The organism is Cutibacterium nasicola (assembly GCF_052654715.2).
In genome coordinates this window covers 2,471,860-2,490,247 of record NZ_CP199745.2, presented here as the reverse complement: position 1 = coordinate 2,490,247, position 18,388 = coordinate 2,471,860, and the positions used below count along the sequence as shown (strand labels likewise).

15 protein-coding genes and 3 pseudogenes are annotated in these 18,388 nt (G+C 63.4%); 8 read left to right on the top strand and 10 right to left on the bottom strand.

The genetic code is table 11. The features are described from left to right. From ACUCCZ_RS11595 to ACUCCZ_RS11585, 3 genes and pseudogenes are all read left to right on the top strand, one after another. Entirely contained in the window at nt 1–951 is a 951-nt protein-coding gene (locus ACUCCZ_RS11595) for a metal ABC transporter permease (protein WP_435917538.1), read from the top strand. 401 nt (nt 952–1,352) lie between these two features. Beyond that, a pseudogene (locus ACUCCZ_RS11590) lies at nt 1,353–1,562 on the top strand (siderophore-interacting protein); the annotation flags it as partial. A gap of 66 nt (nt 1,563–1,628) precedes the next feature. Then, complete coding sequence (locus ACUCCZ_RS11585; RefSeq protein ID WP_435917701.1) at nt 1,629–2,045, top strand: siderophore-interacting protein; 417 nt, start codon at nt 1,629–1,631, stop codon at nt 2,043–2,045. Nucleotides 2,046–2,133: 88 nt separating this feature from the next. On the opposite strand, the gene ACUCCZ_RS11580 is transcribed toward ACUCCZ_RS11585, so the two are convergent. The 7 genes and pseudogenes from ACUCCZ_RS11580 to rpsF all read right to left on the bottom strand — a co-directional run bounded on the left by ACUCCZ_RS11580 (nt 2,134) and on the right by rpsF (nt 6,518). Next, a complete protein-coding gene (locus tag ACUCCZ_RS11580) occupies nt 2,134–2,988 on the bottom strand; it encodes an undecaprenyl-diphosphate phosphatase (RefSeq protein ID WP_435917539.1) in 855 nt (284 codons plus the stop codon). A gap of 339 nt (nt 2,989–3,327) precedes the next feature. Continuing rightward, nucleotides 3,328–3,422, bottom strand: a pseudogene (locus ACUCCZ_RS11575) (ferritin); the annotation flags it as partial. Between the two features lie 119 nt (nt 3,423–3,541). Next, nucleotides 3,542–4,267, bottom strand: a complete 726-nt coding sequence (locus ACUCCZ_RS11570; RefSeq protein ID WP_435917540.1) for a hypothetical protein — start codon at nt 4,265–4,267, stop codon at nt 3,542–3,544. A gap of 441 nt (nt 4,268–4,708) precedes the next feature. After that, the gene (gene rplI / locus ACUCCZ_RS11565; RefSeq protein ID WP_435917541.1) at nt 4,709–5,158 is read right to left on the bottom strand and encodes a 50S ribosomal protein L9; all 450 of its coding nucleotides are present in this window, start codon (nt 5,156–5,158) and stop codon (nt 4,709–4,711) included. 14 nt (nt 5,159–5,172) lie between these two features. After that, nucleotides 5,173–5,412: a 30S ribosomal protein S18 gene (gene rpsR / locus ACUCCZ_RS11560; protein ID WP_004809778.1), complete on the bottom strand. Its 240-nt coding sequence runs from the start codon at nt 5,410–5,412 to the stop codon at nt 5,173–5,175. A gap of 145 nt (nt 5,413–5,557) precedes the next feature. Next, on the bottom strand, nt 5,558–6,112 hold the full coding sequence (locus ACUCCZ_RS11555; RefSeq protein ID WP_435917542.1) for a single-stranded DNA-binding protein: 555 nt from the start codon (nt 6,110–6,112) through the stop codon (nt 5,558–5,560). A 115-nt stretch (nt 6,113–6,227) separates the two neighbouring features. Further along, on the bottom strand, nt 6,228–6,518 hold the full coding sequence (gene rpsF, locus ACUCCZ_RS11550) for a 30S ribosomal protein S6 (protein WP_435917543.1): 291 nt from the start codon (nt 6,516–6,518) through the stop codon (nt 6,228–6,230). A gap of 395 nt (nt 6,519–6,913) precedes the next feature. Here rpsF and ACUCCZ_RS11545 point away from each other — a divergent pair. Together ACUCCZ_RS11545 and ACUCCZ_RS11540 are read left to right on the top strand one after the other, a co-directional pair. Next, nucleotides 6,914–9,082: pseudogene (locus ACUCCZ_RS11545) on the top strand (S8 family serine peptidase); the annotation flags it as partial. A gap of 3,066 nt (nt 9,083–12,148) precedes the next feature. After that, entirely contained in the window at nt 12,149–12,349 is a 201-nt protein-coding gene (locus ACUCCZ_RS11540) for a hypothetical protein (protein WP_435917702.1), read from the top strand. A 136-nt stretch (nt 12,350–12,485) separates the two neighbouring features. Here the strand turns inward: ACUCCZ_RS11540 and ACUCCZ_RS11535 are convergent, their stop codons facing one another. From ACUCCZ_RS11535 to ACUCCZ_RS11525, 3 genes are all read right to left on the bottom strand, one after another. Further along, nucleotides 12,486–12,869 carry a rhodanese-like domain-containing protein gene (locus tag ACUCCZ_RS11535; RefSeq protein ID WP_435917544.1) on the bottom strand — a complete coding sequence of 128 codons (384 nt, stop codon included), beginning with the start codon at nt 12,867–12,869 and terminating at the stop codon, nt 12,486–12,488. Nucleotides 12,870–13,263: 394 nt separating this feature from the next. Then, the gene (locus ACUCCZ_RS11530) at nt 13,264–15,198 is read right to left on the bottom strand and encodes an AMP-dependent synthetase/ligase (protein ID WP_435917545.1); all 1,935 of its coding nucleotides are present in this window, start codon (nt 15,196–15,198) and stop codon (nt 13,264–13,266) included. A gap of 72 nt (nt 15,199–15,270) precedes the next feature. Beyond that, nucleotides 15,271–16,068: a deoxyribonuclease IV gene (locus ACUCCZ_RS11525; protein ID WP_435917546.1), complete on the bottom strand. Its 798-nt coding sequence runs from the start codon at nt 16,066–16,068 to the stop codon at nt 15,271–15,273. Between the two features lie 121 nt (nt 16,069–16,189). Here ACUCCZ_RS11525 and ACUCCZ_RS11520 point away from each other — a divergent pair, with 121 nt between their 5' ends. The 3 genes from ACUCCZ_RS11520 to ACUCCZ_RS11510 are packed head-to-tail and all read left to right on the top strand — an operon-like array spanning nt 16,190 to nt 18,319. After that, entirely contained in the window at nt 16,190–16,999 is an 810-nt protein-coding gene (locus ACUCCZ_RS11520) for an SDR family NAD(P)-dependent oxidoreductase (RefSeq protein ID WP_435917548.1), read from the top strand. Nucleotide 17,000: 1 nt separating this feature from the next. Beyond that, complete coding sequence (locus ACUCCZ_RS11515) at nt 17,001–17,837, top strand: lysophospholipid acyltransferase family protein (protein WP_435917550.1); 837 nt, start codon at nt 17,001–17,003, stop codon at nt 17,835–17,837. After that, complete coding sequence (locus tag ACUCCZ_RS11510) at nt 17,837–18,319, top strand: GyrI-like domain-containing protein (protein WP_435917703.1); 483 nt, start codon at nt 17,837–17,839, stop codon at nt 18,317–18,319. Before ACUCCZ_RS11515 ends, ACUCCZ_RS11510 begins: the two co-directional genes overlap by 1 nt. Nucleotides 18,320–18,388: the final 69 nt, after the last annotated feature.

The window sequence follows — 18,388 nt, the reverse complement described above, 5'->3', positions numbered from 1 at the left end:
ATGCCACTCATCACTTCCATCCTGCTCCTGGCCATCGTCACGGCTGTCACCTGCTCAGTGCCCGGGATCTTCCTTGTGCTGCGCCACCAGTCGATGCTCGTCGACGCGATGTCCCACGCGGTGCTGCCGGGTATCGCCATCGGGGCGCTGCTGTCGGGCTCGTTGAACTCGCCACTGCTGGTTGTCATCGCCACGCTCATGGGGTTGGTCGTCGTCATCGGGGCCGAGTGGCTGGCCCGAACCGGACTGGTCACCGGCGACGCAAACCAGGGGTTGATCTTCCCGGTGCTGTTCTCCATCGGTGTCATCCTGTTGTCGACGGTGCTGACTGAGGTTCACATCGATGAATCGACGATTCTCGCCGGTAACATCAACCTGCAGGCATTGTCGGTGAACCACATCGTGTTCGGGACGATCGACATCGGCCCCATCACGATGTGGAAGGAGATCGTGGTGTGTGTCATCACCGCGATCGTCCTCTTCGCGATGCGAAGGGTGCTTGCGGTGGCGACCTTTGACCCGCAGCTGGCTCGCACCATGGGCCTGCCGGTCCGGCTGTCCAACGGAATCCTCATGTGCCTCATCGCCCTGACGGTGGTGGTGTGTTTCGAGGCGGTCGGATCCATCCTCGTCGTCGCACTCATGATCGCTCCGCCGGCCACTGCCCTCCTGATGGCGAAGACCCTACGCCGGATGGTGGGGTGGACCGTCGTCGTGGCGGTGGTTTCGGCCATTGTCGGGTTCGAGCTGGCAAAGACCTGGGACCTGGCAACCTCGTCCATGATGTCGGCAGTCTCCGGTGTGGTGTTCCTGGCTGTGCTGGCCGGTACGAACATCGCAACGCGCATTCGACAGCGTTCCCTCGCCAAGGAACCACCCCAGACCGAGGTTGTTCCCCACGGCGGTCCGACAGTGTCCACCAAGACCATCACCGACGCTGCGCTGTCCTGACGGCAGCTGACGGTCATCGTCGGTTGCCTGGATGCGGTGTCCGGCGATTCTTGTCAGCTGAGGTCGGGGGAAGGCACTCCCGTGTTGCCTCCCCCACCTCGGCTGACATTTTTCGCATCTGGAGGCAGAGCAGATTACGAACCACACTGACCGAATTACATCTGTGTGAGTTGTCCCCAGTTGGTGGATAACCCTGTGGACAACTCCTGGAGAAGTGGGGTTCCCGCCTCCAGATGCCTGTCTCGCACGCCACAAACCCGGACCCACACACATTTGGAAACACTATTGTTTCTTAATTGATGTAGCCTGGCCACATGGTCAAAGCCCGGCATCTGGCGCGGGTCCGTGAGGTCCGCCACGACATCCCCAACGTCATCTCGATCGACTTCGAACCGTGTGACATGCCACCCATCACCTCGGTCGACGATCACGTCAAGATCGTCCTGCCGTCCAATGGGGCCGACCTCCGCGCACCTGTCAGCGAGGACACCTCCCATCCCCAGCTGCGTACATACACCCGTCGCCGCTGGTCCGATGACGGATCGTGGGGCATCGACGTCCTGCAGTTCGGGCCCGAGACCGAGGCGGACGCCCATGATGGCCCCGGATCCCAGTGGTCGAGAATCGTCAAGCCCGGGGACAAGGTTGCAGTACGGGGCCCGGGAGGCCACTGGCGGATGCCTTCGGACCTCACCCACCTGCTCGCCGTCGCCGACGCGGTCGCTCTGCCAGCAGTAGCGAACGCCCTCGCTGCCCTGCCGGAATCGGCCCGCGCCACGGTCGTCCTCGTTGACGGGCATCACCATTACCCCCTCCCCGGCGACGACCGCATCACAATCGTGACGGTTCCCCGGGATCTCGCGGGGATTGTCGCCACTGTGGGGGACCTCGACCTGCCTGCCGACGTCCACGCCTTCGTTCACGGAGAGGCAGCGATGGTCCGCCCCATGCACCGTCACCTGCGCCTCGAGCGCGGACTACCGAAAGAGAGGGTGCAGCTGTCGGCCTACTGGTTCGCCGGGCGCGACGCCGACGGATGGCGCGCCATGAAACAGGATTTCAACCGCTCAATGGCGGCTGAGTCGGGAGACTGAGGGAGGTCCAATCTGGGTGATCTACGCACACGATGTCGAGGGCCGACCCCGCTTGAGGCAGGTCGGCCCTCGATGCGTCAGATGAGGATCAGGCGGTGACCACGTTCGTCAGGATGAGGCCGATCATGATGAGGCCCACGACGATGCGATACCAGATGAACCCGGTGAACTTGTTCGAGGAGACGAACTTCAGCAGCCACGCGATCGAGACGTAGGCCACGATGAGGGAGACCACCGTCGCCAGAATCGTCGGCCCCCAACCAATCGCGTTGGCGCCGCCGCTGGCGGTGGAGATGTCACTGGTGGCCGAAATGGTCTCGTAGATGCCCGCAGCCACGAGCACCGGGATACCCATGAAGAAGGAGAGACGGGTCGCGGTCGCGCGATCGAACTTACGGAACAGACCGGCAGAGATCGTCGCGCCCGAACGAGAAATACCCGGGAACAGCGGAGCCAGTGCCTGGAAGCAGCCGATGAAGATGGCGTCAAAGATGCCGACTTCCTTCATGCCGCGGTCGAGGCCCGACTGACGGTCCCCCAGCCACATCACGCCACTCCAGACGATGAGGGCAATGGCGACCACCCACAGGGAACTCAGGGTGTTCTCGATGGCGTCCTTGAACAACAGGCCGACGATGCCCACCGGAATCGAACCCAGGATGATGCCCCACCCGAGGGTGTAATCCGGATCGTCGCGATCCTCCTTGTGGGCCAGGCCCTTGCACCACGCGACGACGATGCGCACGATGTCAGACCAGAAGTAAATGATGGCGGCGATAATCGCACCGACCTGGATGATCGCGGTGAAGGCAGTGATCCCGGCACCCTGGATGTCATACCCCAGCAGCTTCTCGACGATGCGGAGATGGCCCGTACTGGAGACAGGCAGGAACTCGGTAATGCCCTCGACAATGCCGAGGATGACGGCGTGCAGCCAGTTCACGGATGGAAACCTCTCGATTGGGGGCCGTGCGGATGCGGCAGACGCTGATCCACGTCAATGCATCCGGGCTAACACCATAGACGCAGAGACCGACAGTTTTGCTACGCAAATGCCCTGTCGCCTGACATCAATGGCCGTGGTCGGGGTTGAGACCTCCCAGCGACGACCACGGTCGTCATGCACACAGCTCTCTCACAGTTACGACCATAAGCCACAACAGGCTGGGCAAGGTGCATCGTCAGGGCGAGCCCCGCGTCGTGCAACGTCATTCAGCGTTCTCAATGGACTCCATGCGAGAGCCGAGCTCGGCGTCCTGACGAGACAGGTCTGGGCCGCCATCGCCGATGGCCTCAATGACCGCTGACGGTAAGTCATGTCAGCGGTGAGTCCGAGGAGATCTGATCGTTGAACGCCTTGACGATGTCATCCGACATGTTCGTGTCTCGAGCCCGTGAGGGCACCAGACAGCCCCAGGGTGACGAAAAATGTCGCCCCAGGATGGAGAGCCATCGCTGCTGTGATCTCCCCCCACCCATGATGACGGTTTTCGCGCTCAGGGCCACAGGGAGTACGTTCGACCGTCCTCGACACACCAGACGAAAACCCCCGTCACCCCGACCTCGAGAGGCACGACGTCGGCCAGGATCTCGACCGCACGCCCCTGGAAGGCAGGCGGAACCTGGTATCCCATCGTGACGTGAGGATTCCACCACCGCGGCCCGTAGTAATTGAAGGTGGTGACTCCGGCCCCAGCCAGCCGATGATGCAGAGCCTCGTGGGGTCTGCGAAGCACCTCCGGAATCCCGGAGGTGCGAAAACCGTCGACCTCGGAGGGGAAGGAGCACGATTCGACACTCTCCCCCGGCGAGGTGTCAGAAATCATCATGGGGACGGGGGTGATGGGATCGCAGACCGCGAGACCCGAGCGAGGGTGGGCAGGGGAGCTGGTGCCGGAGCACCCGGCCTGAGAACGGATGACGTCGGAGCGCGCTGGATCGTGAGGGCACAGCGCCACCACACCGTCAGAATTCGGCAATCGACACGAGGTCGTCAGCATCACTCGTTCCGGCCACCCGACGTCGACGAGATCACGATCAACGCCATCCATGGTCGACACCGCCGCCACCGTGACATGGGCAGGCTCGTGCAGCACCCGAATCCCTGCTGCCATGAGCCGGTTCCGAACACCACGAAGAACCTCTTGCGCCTTGTCATCAAGGACGAGCGACAACGTGTGGGTGAACACCACACCGGCCTGCCAGTCGCCGTCTTCTGCCACGCCTCGCCCCATCGTGTGACAACTCTGTGAACAGTGCCACACTTTTCCACTCATGTGCAGCATGGTTCCACCCACGTCGCCAAAGCCGTCCTACTCATCGGGACCGCCACGTTGGCCCACGATCAGATCGGCACCTGGGGCTGGCGCATCGCCTTCGGCATCAGTGGACTCGCAGTCGTGCTCGGGATGCGCCGTACTGCAGACGAATCCCCTCCCCGAGGAGCGCCTGGAGAACATCCGCACCGGCCTGAACCGTAATTTCGGCACGATACGTACCCTGGTGGTTGAGCGTTACAACCCGCTGATTTCTCAGTCGCCGTGCGGTGACCCCGTGCGGCTGCACAATGGAGTCAGGCTTCGTCATAACTTTCGCCGGTGGTGACGCAACAAAGGGAGGGCACCCACATGGGTGCCCTCCCTCATGCCTGCGTGTGCGTCAGATCACGCGGCAGGGACAGTCTCCACCGTGACGTGACCCTTGATGGCGTCATGCAGCTTGACGCCGACGGTGTGCTTGCCGATGGTCTTGATCGGCTTGCTGATCTCGATGGTCCGCTTGTCGAGGGCGGGGCCACCAGCCTTCTTGACGGCCAGGGCGATGTCGCCAGGGGTGACGGCACCGAACAGACGACCGCTCTCGCCAGCCTGGACGGTCACCTGGACGACCAGGTGCTCCAGCTGCGAACGGACCTGCTCGGCCTCCTCCTTGGACTTGATCTCCTTGGCCTCGCGGGCGCGGGTGATGTCCTTGATCTGGGCCTCAGCACCGCGCGTCCACTTGATGGCGTAGTTCTGCGGCAGCAGGTAGTTACGGCCGTAACCGTCCTTGACCTCCACGATGTCACCGGGGGCACCGAGCTTGGCCACCGGAGCCGTGAGAATGAGCTTCATGTCTTTCTCCCTTCTCAGCGAGCCGTCGAGGCGTACGGGAGCAGTGCGAGCTCGCGAGCGTTCTTGATCGCGATGGCGACCTTGCGCTGATCCTGGACCGACAGCCCGGTGACGCGACGAGCGCGGATCTTGCCTCGCTCGGAGATGAACTTGCGCAACAGGGCAGTGTCCTTGTAGTCGACCGCGCCGATGTGCACAGTCTTGACGGGGACGACCTTCTTCTTGTTCACAGACTTGCGCTGTGGACCGGCCATTGTGGTGCTCTCCTTCGTGTGAAAGCCCGGCTTTCGCCGGAATGTGCCTTGTCCGTGGCCCCATACGGGGCACCGAACCTGATGTTTCTTGTATCGATGACGATGGCGGTCGGAGAATCTGACCTCCCGATCAAAGATCTACCGATCAGAACGGGGGCTCATCGGTCTGGGCCGAGGCCCAAGGATCGACTCCGCCGCCGCGGTTGGCATCACCATTGTTGTAGGACCCCTGATTACCGGAGCTTCCACCCCAGTTACCACCCTGGCCACCATTGCCGCCGGACCAGCCACCCTGGCCACCGCCAGCATTGCCGCCCCAATTGCCTCCGCCGGAGGACTGGTTGCGGGCCACCTTGGCCGAGGCGAACCTCAGTGACGGACCCACCTCGTTGACATCGATCTCGTAGGAGGTACGGCGGTTGCCGTCGCGATCCTCGTAGGAGCGAGCCTTGAGGTTGCCGTTGACGATGACACGCATGCCCTTGGAGAGGGACTCAGCGACATTCTCGGCGAACTGACGCCACACGGAGCAGTTGAGGAACATTGCCTCGCCGTCGCGCCACTCGTTGGTCTGTCGGTCGAAGGTTCGCGGGGTTGATGCCACCGTGAAATTCGCGACAGGCACCCCACTAGGGGTGAAGCGCAGCTCAGGATCGGCAGTCAAGTTGCCAATCACCGTGATGGGGGTTTCGCCAGCCATGTCACTCTCCGCGGTTCGGGGTTTTGCGAATCAATGGTTCCAGTGTGCCGCCCACCTAGGACAGTCTTCGGAATCTCCCCGAAGAACAGAGGCGAACAGCGCGGGTCCTCGATCCTCAGTGGATCTCGGGACGCATGACCTTGGTGCGCAGGATCTTCTCGTCAATGGCGAGAAGGCGATCCATCTCCTGAATGGTCGCAGGCTCACAGGTCGCGTTGATCACGACGTAGATGCCTTCAGACTTCTTCTGGATGTCGTAGGCCAGGCGGCGCTTGCCCCATACGTCGACGTTGTCAACGGTGCCCTTCTCGTCAGTGATGATCTTCAGGTACTTCTCCATGAGGGAATCGACCTGACGCTCCTCGACGGTCGGATCTATGATGATCATGACCTCGTACTTACGCATACGCTGACTCCACCTCCTCTGGTCTCAGCGGCCACGAGTACATCCCGTGGCAGGAGGGCGAATGCCACCGACCGGGGTCTGCCCGACCGGTCAGCTGCCATGACGGGCAGCCAGTTGAACAGCTTACCCGCTGGGTCGTCGTTCTCCGAATCCACAAGATCAGCCCTGACCGTCTCACCCCTACGGCACTCAGAGCCCACGATCCATGCATCAGATAGACACTTAGGCTTTCCTGAGCCATAGGTAACGATTTAATCAATTTCTCCGTCGCGGTCTCACGCTCACCGGGGGCGGTCCGACAGGATTCTCCCTAAAGGCTGGGGCTACGCTCGAGGGTCCGACATGTGGTCACAGTGTCTACTGCGCCGGATCCGTGGACAATCTGTCTGCCATGCATGCGAGCCCGGGAGGTCCGGCCGCAGTGTCGAGGAAAGACGGTCACACATATGCGTACATCTCGAGGAGGAGGGCTGCTCGCAGGCATTGTTGCGCTGACGCTGGCAGCCACTCCGGTCGCGATGGCCACCCCGAGTCCAACACCACCGATCCCCTCTCTCACTCCCGCGACTCAGACGCAGTCCGAGAAGGTCAAGGTCATGGTGCTCCTGAAGGGGCAGCCTTCCGGACGCGGTGTCGAGAAAACCAATCTCGCCGAACTGAGCCGCACCATCAGTGCCATCCAGTCCAAGGTCCCGATCAAGGTTGACCGCCGATTCGGTATGCTCGTCAAGGGGTTCTCGGCCTGGGTCGAGACCTCTGACATCCCCATCCTGGAGACCCAGCCGGGCGTCATTTCCGTCAAACCGGTGCGCGCCTACGAGGCGGTCGATGACGACGCCAACCTGGCGACCGGAGCCACTGCAGCTCGCACGACCGGACTCGACGGACGAGGAACCGTCGTCTCCATCGTCGACACCGGTATCGACATCAAGCACCAGGACATGCGTCTCGACGCCGGGGGCAAAACCGATGCCAAGCTCGAGGCTGCTGACGGATTCACCGACAAGGTGCCCTATGGCTACAACTTCGCCGACCGCAACAGCAACGTCAAGGACACCACTGCGTCCCAGCACGGCATGCATGTTGCCGGCATCGTGGCTGCCAACGGTGGGTCTGACGCCGACGCCGTCACCAATGGACGCGTCAACGGCGCCGCCCCCGAAGCCCAGCTCCTCGCCATGAAGGTGTTCTCCAACGATCCCGCCAAGTCCCGATCGGCCTACACCGACGACATCGTCGCCGCCATCGAGGAATCGGTACGTCACGGCGCTGACGTCATCAACATGTCCCTCGGCTCTGCCAACGGCGTGGACTCCGCCGATCAGGGTGAGGCCCTCGCCATCGCCAACGCCCAGCACGCTGGAGTCCAGGTCATCGTCGCCGCGGGCAACGACGGCCTGTCGACCTCCGCCCAGGGCGACGAGGTCGACGCCCTCGAACTCCTCGACAACGGCGCCCTCGGTAGCCCCGCCACCGCCCCAGCCGCCTGGTCCGTAGCGTCAATCAACAACGCCCACAAGGTCGTCACCGCTGCGAAGGCCAGCTGGGACGGCGGATCGGCCGAGGTCGGTTACCAGCAGCAGGCCGGCCCAGGAGACGTCGAGGTCCACAAGCTGGTGGCCGCCGGCATCGGCAAGCCCAAGCAGGTCGCGGCCGAGGTCAAGGGCAACTGGGCCCTCATCGAGCGCGGTGAGATCTCCTTCGCCGACAAGGTGAAGAACGCCGTTGACAAGGGTGCAACCGGTGTCATCATCTTCAACAATGCCGGCGGCGGGAACGACATCCCCGGCATGGCCGGCATCGACGGTTCCACGGTTCCGGTCTCCGGCATGGGTCACGACGACGGCCAGAAGCTCGTCGCCGTCATGAAGTCCGGCAAGGAGGTGTCGATCCAGCTCACCAGGTCCAACAGGCTGGTCGACAACCCCGACCCGCTGCTCGCCTCGAGCTTCACCTCATGGGGAGCCACCCCGGACCTCAACTTCAAGCCTGAGATCGCCGGTATCGGTGGGTCCGTCTACTCGACCCTCAACGACAACAAGTACGGCCTCATGTCGGGCACCTCGATGGCCACCCCGAACGTCGCCGGACTGTCGGCCCTCATGCTGCAGTCACTGAGGAAGACCAATCCCAGCCTGTCCCGCGTCGCGGCGGATTCCACCCTGCGCACCGCGATGTCGAACACCGCCGAGATCCTCAAGTACCCCAACGGGGTGCCACTGGCTCCCCGCCAGATCGGTGCCGGACTCGCCCAGGTTGACCGCGCCACCAGGACTCGCGTGCTGGCGACCGTCAACGGCCGGCCCAACGCCGCCCTCAAGGAGATCACCTCGGCTCGTGAGGTCAACGTCGTCCTCACCAACCTCGGTGACAAGCCGCAGACCTTCACCACCAGCCAGACCTGCGTCATCAACGAGGACCACAGTGGCGACAACCCGCTGACCTCGTGCTCAACCGCGGAGAAGGCCGCCGCCGGGACTCACACCGTGACGATTCCGGCCCACGGCACCGCCAATGTCTCCTGGACCATCACCCCGAAGACCAGCGACTCCCACTGGATCGGGGGCTGGTTCAAGTTCTCGTCCACCGATCCGTCCCAGCCTGACCTGACCCTGCCCTACATGGGCTTCGTCGGTGACTGGAACGCCGAGAACATCATCGACACCCCCGTCTACTCCAAGGCGCCGTCGCTGATGTCCCAGGTCTTCGGCAAGGAGAACCCGCACAAGACCGTGCTCGCCAGCAAGGCCTTCGACTCGATGACCATCGAGCGCGGTGTGGGAGCCAACTTCTTCTCCCCCAACGGTGACGGGATGCTCGACACCATCTTCGCCCAGACGCTGCTGCTGCGTTCGGCACAGGAGCTCAAGTTCTCCGTCGTCGACGCCAACGGCAAGACCGTCCGCGAGCTTGGTTCCAACCGCGACCTGCAGCACATGCTGCTGAACGACCTCGTCGGCGCCGAGACCAACGCCGCCGAGAGTGACCCCGACCGCGGCTGGGACGGCAAGGTGTGGGACGCCAAGAAGGCCACCTTCGTCACGGCTCCCGAGGGCAAGTACACCTTCAGGGTGCAGGCTCGTCTGTCGCCGGACTTCAGTTGGCAGACCGTCGAGATGCCCTTCATCCTCGACGTCAGTGCCCCGAAGCTGGCCACCTCGGTGCGTAACAACGCCGACGGCACCGCCTCGGTCATCGCCAAGGTCACCGACGCCGGTTCCGGTGCCGGCACGGTCACCGCTCGCGATGGCTCGGGCAAGACGCTGACCGCTGACACCAAGTCGGTACCCGGCGCGACCGTCTTCACCGTGTCGAACCCGACTGCGGCCAAGCACGTGCAGATCACTGCCGCTGACCGTGCCCTCAACACCACGACCTCCGTCGTGATGCTCGACAAGACGGTGCTGGCCACCCCCGACTCCCTGCTCGGGGGAGCCGTCGTCAACGCCGACACCCCCGACTCCTCGAGCATGTCCCAGGTCGAGAACCAGCCCTTCCTGCGCAAGGACAAGACCCTGCCAATCCGTGGCATCGTCTCCGGCGAGGTTGCCAAGGTGACCGTCAACGGGGTTGACGCCACGATCAACGCCGACCACCACTTCAGCGCGATGGTTGAATGGGCCGAGGGCCACAACAGCTATGAAATCCTCGCCTACGACGCCGCCGGCAAGATCCTCGACCGTTCGACGACATGGATCGACGTCGACCTCAAGGGCCCACAGCTCACCGCTGATGCCGCCCGCAACTCGCAGAGCCTCGTCACCATCAACGACGACGGCACTGTCGACGTCTCCGGTAGGGTCTCCGACGACCAGGCCAAGGTTGGCGATCAGCGTCGCCCGCTGACAGTCATGATCGATGACAAAAAGGTCCAGGCGAATGCCGACGGCACCTTCAAGGCGACCGTCACCCCGGGCAAGTCGGCCACCCAGGTCGTAGTGGCGGCCAATGACGGGGGAAACGTCACTACCGTCGCCCTGCCCCTCGACCGCCCTGTCACCGAGGACAACGCCTTGCGCATCACCTTCGACAACCCGGCCATGGCAGATCCGAACTCCCCGTTCGGCCAGCAGGACATCTTCCTTGACGGCAAGGACCCGAACGTCGACACCAAGACGGACCCTCGTACCTACACGATCTCGGGCGCCTTCAACCGTGCACCGAAGTCCTTCACCATCGAGGGCAAGGAAGTCCAGCTCGATTCCAAGCTGCACTTCTCCGTCAAGGTGCCGATCAACCAGGGTCTGACCAAGATCGGCTACACGGTCACCGACACCACTGAGGGAGCCACGACCCTCGAGAGTGCATGGCGAGTGTTCTACGACAGCCGGATCCCCGGTATCCAGCTTGATCGTCCGCGTATCGCCGAGGACGGCGCCATCTACATCACCGAGCCGTCGCAGGACGTCACCTTCGCCGGCAAGGTATGGGACAACGCCTTCGGTTACAACCTGGCCATCAACGGCAACATCGTCAGCAACGTCACCAGCATCTGGGATCCGGGCGCCAACATCAACAAGCGCGGATTCTCCGAGGATGTCACCGCCTCTGATGGCGACCGCATCCTGCTGGGTCTCTACGACCTCATGGGCAATGGCCTGGAGCAGATCATCCCTGTGATCAGCGACACCGAGGCCCCTGATGTCGAGGTTGCCGGCGTCAAGGCTGGTGAGGTGGTGTCCGAGCCGACGACGATCACCGTCAAGGCCTCTGACGCTCACCTTCGCAACATGAAGGTGACCCTGGACGGCAAGCAGGTCGCCTTCAAGGCCACGAAGGTGGTACCCGCCGAGAGTGCCGACGTCACCTTCGAAGGTGAGCCGGATGACACCGGTGCCACCACTGCAACCACCAACTCGGCCGCTCAGGCTGAGAAGGTCGCAGCCAAGGCCGCTGCTGCTCAGGAGGCTGTCGACACGGAGGCCGTCAAGAATGCCGCTGAGTCGGCCAAGACCGGTGAGGGCTACACCCAGCTGACGGTCAAGCTGCCGACCAAGGACCTGGCTGCTGGCGCACACCAGCTGGCCGTCACCGCTACCGACCGTGCTGATCGTCGTACCGACGTCGCCGTGCCGTTCACGGTAGACGCTGCTCCTCGTATCGAAGGGCCGGCTGCCTTGGTCGTCAACCCTGACGAGAACGTCCTCGCCCAGATCCGCGCCGCCTACAAGGTGGTTGACGATGTCGACGAGAACATCGTTGTCAACGCCAATCTGAGTGGGCTCGTCATGGACCAGGCCGTCCCGGTCGTCCTCACCGCGGTCGACTCGGCTGGTCACGCCGTCACCAAGACCGTGAAGATTACCATGCAGCGTCCGGAGCGGACCCTGGCCGGTGAGTGCGGGACGATGACGGGTCGCTTCGCCAAGGGTGACTCGATCTCAATCACCTGCCACGCCGACGCCAATGGGGACGTCATCGTCACCGTGAAGAACGACGGGCCGACCGTCGTCGGGACCCTCGTCCTGAATGTGCCGACCGATCGCAAGATTCTCGTTCTCGACGATGGCAAGGTCATCGGCACCGCGAAGGGTCAGGTCGTTGACGGCAAGGTCGTCCTCCAAGCCCCGTCGAAGATCACTCTCGACTTCGTCGCGAAGAAGGCCGACCCGGGTGACGCCCCGCCGACCATCCCGGGCAAGACGAAGCCAGGACACGGCACCACGCCGGGTCATGGCGGATCCAACGGCTCCAAGGCCCCGCACCGCCGTTACCAGCTTCCCTCCACCGGCGGTGATCCCGCCACTGGTCTGACTGGCCTGGCCGGTCTCACCGGACTGGGAGCGCTGGCCATCATGGCAATCGACGCCATCCGCAAGTCGCGTCACTGACGCCTGGCACCGCATCGCCCCCTCACCTGCGGTGAGGGGGCGATGTTCGTTTGGAAGTTCTGACAGGGGCTGGGACGAGGTCTGCCGTGGGCTGTCGAGTCGGGACCCTGACGGCGATGAGCCGCGGCGCGACGTGTCAGCAGCCGCGCGGTGGCCCAGGAATGAGAATTTCCCCGCCTGCCCGCCATGCGCGCAGGCCGGATGCGAGGAAGTCACAGGTGTAACCCTTCTCCCGTACCCGGTCCACCAGATGACCGGATCGCAAACCGGTGTCACACACCAGAATGAAATGCGGGTCGGGTTCGGCCAACGGGTCATCGCCATAGACCGCGGTGAACGGGTCGGCGATCAACTCCTTGGGATTGGCAAACCTCGCTCCGGGAGCGTGGCCAGCCTCATATTCGCGGGGAGTCCTGACATCGACGAGGACTCCCCCCTTGGAGAGGATGTTGAGGACGTCGGAGAGCTCAAGACCCCCCTCGGCCATTCCATGATTCATCAGCAGGTCGCGCAGTCCCATGTCTGCACAGTCTAGGGAAAGCGACCGCACGGTGATTCACACCGTCTCGTACTGGGTGGCGACTCACCCGATGTCGAAAACTCCCGGCGTGAGACCGCCCGAGGAACAGAGGTGTCCCTACCCCCGGCGGGCTGACAAAAATCGTCGATGCCGGGCGCCACGCCGTCGACCGTTCACGCTCTGATACCGGCCAATACGTTCTCCTTGATGTGGGGGTGCGCTCACCCGGCTGTCCGGGGGCACCAGAATGATGTGACCGCCCCCGTGCTGACAAGAATCGACACAGCGTCGGATCCAGAGGCGCAAAACAGCAAACGGCAGGTCCCTGGTAGATCTACCCATGACCCTGCACTGGCCCGCGGAAGCCGATGTGCCAGCGCATGACCTCCCCAGGTCAGCGCTTCGAGTCTTTCCTCCCGGCCCTCCGCCGGGCCGCAATCCGCGCGTACATGTCCTCAACGGTCTCGGTGAATCTCTTCTCAACCTCGCCACGACGGACCTTCAGGGTCGGGGTGAGCAGACCATTGTCTGTCGTGAACTCGTCCCACAGCACCCGCAGATCACGAATCTGCTCTTGATGAGGCAGCTTCTCGGTAATCTCGGTCACCCGGCGGCGGATCTCTTCCGCGAGCTCTTCGGAGCGAAGCATCTCCGGGCCTGTCATTGAGGCAATGTGCAGCCTCTCGGCCAATTCCTCCACCTGAGGCAGGGACGGCTTGACGAGCAGGGTCAGACACGGACGGTTATCGCCCAGCAACACCGCATGCTCGAAGAGAGGATCCTTCATGAGGGAGTTCTCGATCGGCTGCGGGGAGATGTTCTTACCGTTGAGGGTGACGATGATGTCCTTGAGTCGATCAGTGATGACGAGGAAGCCGTCACCGTCGATGTACCCGATGTCGCCGGTGTGCAGCCAACCGTCCTCGATCGCCGCAGCCGTCGCCTCCGGGGCCTTCCAGTACCCCTTCATGATGTTCGGGCCACGGTAGAGGATCTCCCCTTCCTCAGTCGCCGACATCCGGCTGCCCACCAGCGGCTTGCCAGCAGTGCCGAACTTGCATCCGCCTGGCGAGTTGAAGCTCACCAACGGGGACGCCTCCGTCAGCCCATAGCCCTGGCACACCAGCAGACCGCACGCGGCAAAGAACTCCTCGACCTCCTTGCGCAGTGGCGCACCACCGGCCGCCAGCACGGTCTTGGGCCCTCCAACGGCATCACGGATGGCCTTCAGGACGAGACGATCAGCCATCTTGTGCCGCGCCTCCAGCCAGATGCTGGGACGCCGTCCCTCCTGCTCGGCCTGCCACCACTCGCGCCCGACCTCGAGCGACCATTCGAAGATCCTGAGCTTGGCGGGTGAATCAGCAACCTTCTCACGAGCGACCTTCATCACCTGCTCATAGAGCTTCGGCACCGAGACGAAGAGGGTCGGACGAACCTCTGCCAGCATCTGCGAGATCGTCTTGGGGTTGGGCACGAAGGTGTTGAGGCATCCGTGTCGGATGACCACCATCGACCACCCCCACTCCAGGGCGTGCGACAGCGGCAGGAAGCTCAGCGAGTGATCGGCCGGGGAGAAATCGAAGAAGGCGTCAAGGGCCTGCAACTCAGCCAGAGCCGCACGATGGCTGATCATGACTCCCTTGGGCTCCCCGGTGGTCCCCGAGGTGTAAATGAGAGCGGCGACGTCGTCGGCGCACGATTGCCCCATGCGCTCCTCGACGACGGGCTGCATCTTCTCGGAGACCCCGGCCTCGCGGACCTGTTCCAGGGAAAGCACCGTCAGACCGTCATGATCACCAACGCGATCAGCCGGGTCGATCAGTACGACCGTCTCCAAACAGGGCATCTGGTCCCGTGCCTCGAGGATGCGGTCAAGTTCCTTGGGGCCAGCGGTGACGATGGCCCGAACCCCAGCATCAGTGACGATGTGGACGATCTGGTCGGGAGTCGACGTCGGGTAGATCGGCACCGGGACGACGCCGATCGTCATGCCCGCGAGATCAGCTTCAATCCACTCCGGGCAGTTGCCTGCGAACAGCGAGATGCGGTCCCCTCGCTGCAGACCGTCCTCGGTCAGTACCCCCGGAGTGACGAATGCTCGCGCCAAACCAGTGACGCGCCGACCCGTCTCCGCGTAGGTGCGAATGATCCACTCGCCATCCTGACGAACACGAGTTGCCGGACGAAAGCCATGGTTCGTGACCGTGTCACGGAACATGTGGGCAAGGTGATTCTCGACGAGGTCCTCGCCCGGTACCGGCTGGCCGAGAAGTTCCCCGGCTGGGGCGAGTTCAGCCTTGTAGGACTGATGTGTGCTCGGTGTCATGAACGTTCCCCCTTGCCGGTACAAACCTGACACTCCATCGTAGTGTTCCCGATCGTCCGACGCAGGAAGCTGTCACAAGCGCTCACGCAGCCAGTCGATGTCGCGTGCCTGGCCCCCGGCATCCCCCGGCGTCTCGACGACGACCGGAGCATCCGCAGCACGGATGACGTCGACAAGGGTGTCGGCTTCGCACTCCCCCTCACCCAGGTTGGCGTGGCGATCCCGTCCGGAACCAGCCGGTCCTTGCGAATCATTGGCATGCACGAGATCGATTCGACCTGTGACTCCACGGACGTCATCAACCAGCGTCGTCATGTCGAGACCAGCCGCGAAAGCGTGACAGGTGTCCAGGCAGAATCCGACATTCTCATGACCTGACGCGGCACCGATCGCCTCCCAGGTGCCTTGCAGTCTCTCCAGGTAGCGGGCCATCGCGTTGTCTCCACCGGCTGTGTTCTCGACGAAGAGCGGCACTGGGAACTCGAAGCCGTCGACGGCCTTGCGCCAGTTGTCCTGGCCCTTCTCGATCGACTCCCCGGCACGTACGTGGCCACCGTGGACGACAACCCCGATCGCCCCGACCTCGGCGGCGGCGTCGAGGGTCTGCTGGACCAGCTTACGACTGGGAATACGGATGCGGTTGTTGAGGGATGCAACGTTGATGACGAAGGTTGAGTGTACGACGAGTTTCAACCCGGCATCCTCAGCCGCCTCCTTGAGAGCCTGGGCGCCACCCGGGAAGTCGCAGACCGGCTTCTTCCAGGACTGCGGGTCACCCAGGCTGATCTGGGCGATGTCGGCTCCACGTGCCGCCGCCTGTGCCACGGCGTCTGCGATGTCGACATGGCCGCCAATGATCCACTTCGTCATGCCAAACACTGTGCCACGAGGAACCGACCGTTCTGCGATCGGTGCTTTCGCCTCGGCAGAACGCCGCCGAAAGTCCATGTGAAGATGGTGCCTATCCCGCGAGTGCCGTAGATTGGAGGGCATGGCAACGAGCATGGTCACGGGTGGAACGTCAGGTATTGGCCGCGAGTTCGTCACCCAACTGGCTGCCCGTGGAGACGACATCGTCATCGTCGCCCGCGACACCGAGCGGATGGCCGCCATCAAGGCGCACATCGAAGCCCGGTACGGGGTGTCCGTCGAGACGATCGAGGCGGACCTGTCGCAGCGCGAGGACGTGGATCGGATCGCCGCACGCCTCGAGGACCCCTTCCACCCCATCGATCTGCTCGTCAACAACGCCGGCTTCGCGGTACACACCAAGATCCTCGATCCCGGCGCCCTCGAACTGCAGGACCGCGCCTTCGAGGTCATGATGCGGACAGTTCTGGTGCTCTCAGCCGCGGCCGGGCGAGCCATGAAGTCCCGCGGTCACGGAGCCATCCTCAACGTCTCCTCCTCGAGCGCTTGGATCAACACCGGCAATTACTCGGCTGTCAAGGCGTGGGTGCTCACCTTCACCGAGGGTCTCGCCAATGAACTTGCCGGCACCGGCGTCAAGGCAATGGCCCTGTGCCCCGGATGGGTTCACACCGAGTTCCACTCCCGCGCCAACGTCACTGCCAACCATCTGCCGGACTTCTTCTGGATTGACGCCGAGGTCCTGGTGCGCGAGGCACTCAACGACCTCGATCATGGCAAGGTGGTATCCATCCCCACCCCACTTTGGAAGTTCTTCATCGCAGTGGCCACCCACACTCCACGCTCCGCCATGAGATTCCTGTCACGAACCCTGTCCTCGTCGCGGGACAAGGACGATCACCCACAACACACGTCGGGAGACGAGGCCTGAGATGGCCAGCGTCAAGCCCACCAAGGACCGAGGCCGGTACACCAATGATCTTTCCGCTGTGGCGCGGCAGACAGCGAACATGCTCCTACTACGGCCACTGGTGTGGAAACTGGTGAAGGTGTCCGTGCACGGTGCGGACAACCTCGACGGACTCGACGGCCCCTACGTGGCCGTCGCCAATCACTCCTCCCACCTCGACGCCCCGCTGGTCTTCGGAGCGCTGCCGAGGCGGCTCTCGAAGTACCTGGCAACCGGAGCCGCAGCCGACTACTTCTTCACCGCATGGTGGAAGGCCTTCGCGCCGGTGCTCTTCTTCAATGCCTTCCCGGTTGATCGAGGCAGGGGGAAGACCAAGCGCGGGGCTCGCAACCCGCGCTCTCATCGAGGCATGGCCGGATCCCTGCTGACTGACGGCGTCCCACTGCTGATCTTCCCGGAGGGGACGAGGTCGCGCACCGGAGCGATGGGGCCCTTCAAACCGGGCGCTGCTGCGTTGGCGATCTCGCGCGGAGTCCCCGTCATCCCGATTGCCCTGGTCGGCGCCTGGGCCGCTATGCCCTCCGAACAGGCGGGCCTCCCCAAGGGGCGCCCCCCGATCCACGTCGCAATTGGACACCCGATGGACCCTGTCCCCGGGGAGATCGCCCACGAGTTCTCCGAGCGGATTCGTCGTCAGGTCATTGAGCTCCACGACCAGACGGCCCGCGCCTACGGCATGCCAACCCTTGACGAGTACGGACGCCACCGCGCCTTGAGCCAGGCTTCCGACAGCGGTCACCCGACGTCCCAGACCAAGGAGTCGATGGCCGAGCCATCTCAGTCGAATGGAGGTCAATGATGGATCGTCCAGTCAAGATCAGGGAGGTTGAGGCCACCCGGGTCATCTCGATGACCCGGGTGGTGTCCATCGACGAGCTCGATCCGTTCATGGACGAGGCCTTCAAGGCACTGGAACGCCTCGCCCCCGGCGACCCCGCCCTCGACAAGGCCTCCCCCTTCGTCATCTACCACGACGGTCTCACCGCCGAGCATGACGGCACCGTCGAGGTGTGCCAGCCAATTCAGGGCTCCATTGACGACTCCGTGCTGCCCGGAGACGTCAGTGTACGCACCGTTGACGCCCATCGGGAGGCCTGGGTGACGGTCACCAAGGCCGAGCTCGAGTACCCCGACATCGACGAGATCTACGACGACTTCGGTGACTGGTTGGAAGAAGCCGGAATGGTGCGCACTGACGCCCCTCGCGAGGTCTACTGGGCCAATTGGGACACCACCGGTATGGAAGAGCCGGTCTGCGACGTCTGCTTCCCCATCGTCTGAGGCTGCTCGCCCGAATGCGGGCATCCGTCGCCCGAGCCCACAACCAACAAGAAGGGCCCCGTCACATGA

Coding starts and splice junctions, on each gene's coding strand:
- rpsF (WP_435917543.1), bottom strand. CDS start 6,518: ATGCGTAAGTACGAGGTCATGATCATCATAGATCCGACCGTCGAGGAG.
- ACUCCZ_RS11525 (WP_435917546.1), bottom strand. CDS start 16,068: ATGACGAAGTGGATCATTGGCGGCCATGTCGACATCGCAGACGCCGTG.
- ACUCCZ_RS11595 (WP_435917538.1), top strand. CDS start 1: ATGCCACTCATCACTTCCATCCTGCTCCTGGCCATCGTCACGGCTGTC.
- rplI (WP_435917541.1), bottom strand. CDS start 5,158: ATGAAGCTCATTCTCACGGCTCCGGTGGCCAAGCTCGGTGCCCCCGGT.
- ACUCCZ_RS11510 (WP_435917703.1), top strand. CDS start 17,837: ATGGATCGTCCAGTCAAGATCAGGGAGGTTGAGGCCACCCGGGTCATC.
- ACUCCZ_RS11515 (WP_435917550.1), top strand. CDS start 17,001: ATGGCCAGCGTCAAGCCCACCAAGGACCGAGGCCGGTACACCAATGAT.
- ACUCCZ_RS11535 (WP_435917544.1), bottom strand. CDS start 12,869: ATGGGACTGCGCGACCTGCTGATGAATCATGGAATGGCCGAGGGGGGT.
- ACUCCZ_RS11555 (WP_435917542.1), bottom strand. CDS start 6,112: ATGGCTGGCGAAACCCCCATCACGGTGATTGGCAACTTGACTGCCGAT.
- ACUCCZ_RS11585 (WP_435917701.1), top strand. CDS start 1,629: ATGCCTTCGGACCTCACCCACCTGCTCGCCGTCGCCGACGCGGTCGCT.
- ACUCCZ_RS11530 (WP_435917545.1), bottom strand. CDS start 15,198: ATGACACCGAGCACACATCAGTCCTACAAGGCTGAACTCGCCCCAGCC.
- rpsR (WP_004809778.1), bottom strand. CDS start 5,412: ATGGCCGGTCCACAGCGCAAGTCTGTGAACAAGAAGAAGGTCGTCCCC.
- ACUCCZ_RS11520 (WP_435917548.1), top strand. CDS start 16,190: ATGGCAACGAGCATGGTCACGGGTGGAACGTCAGGTATTGGCCGCGAG.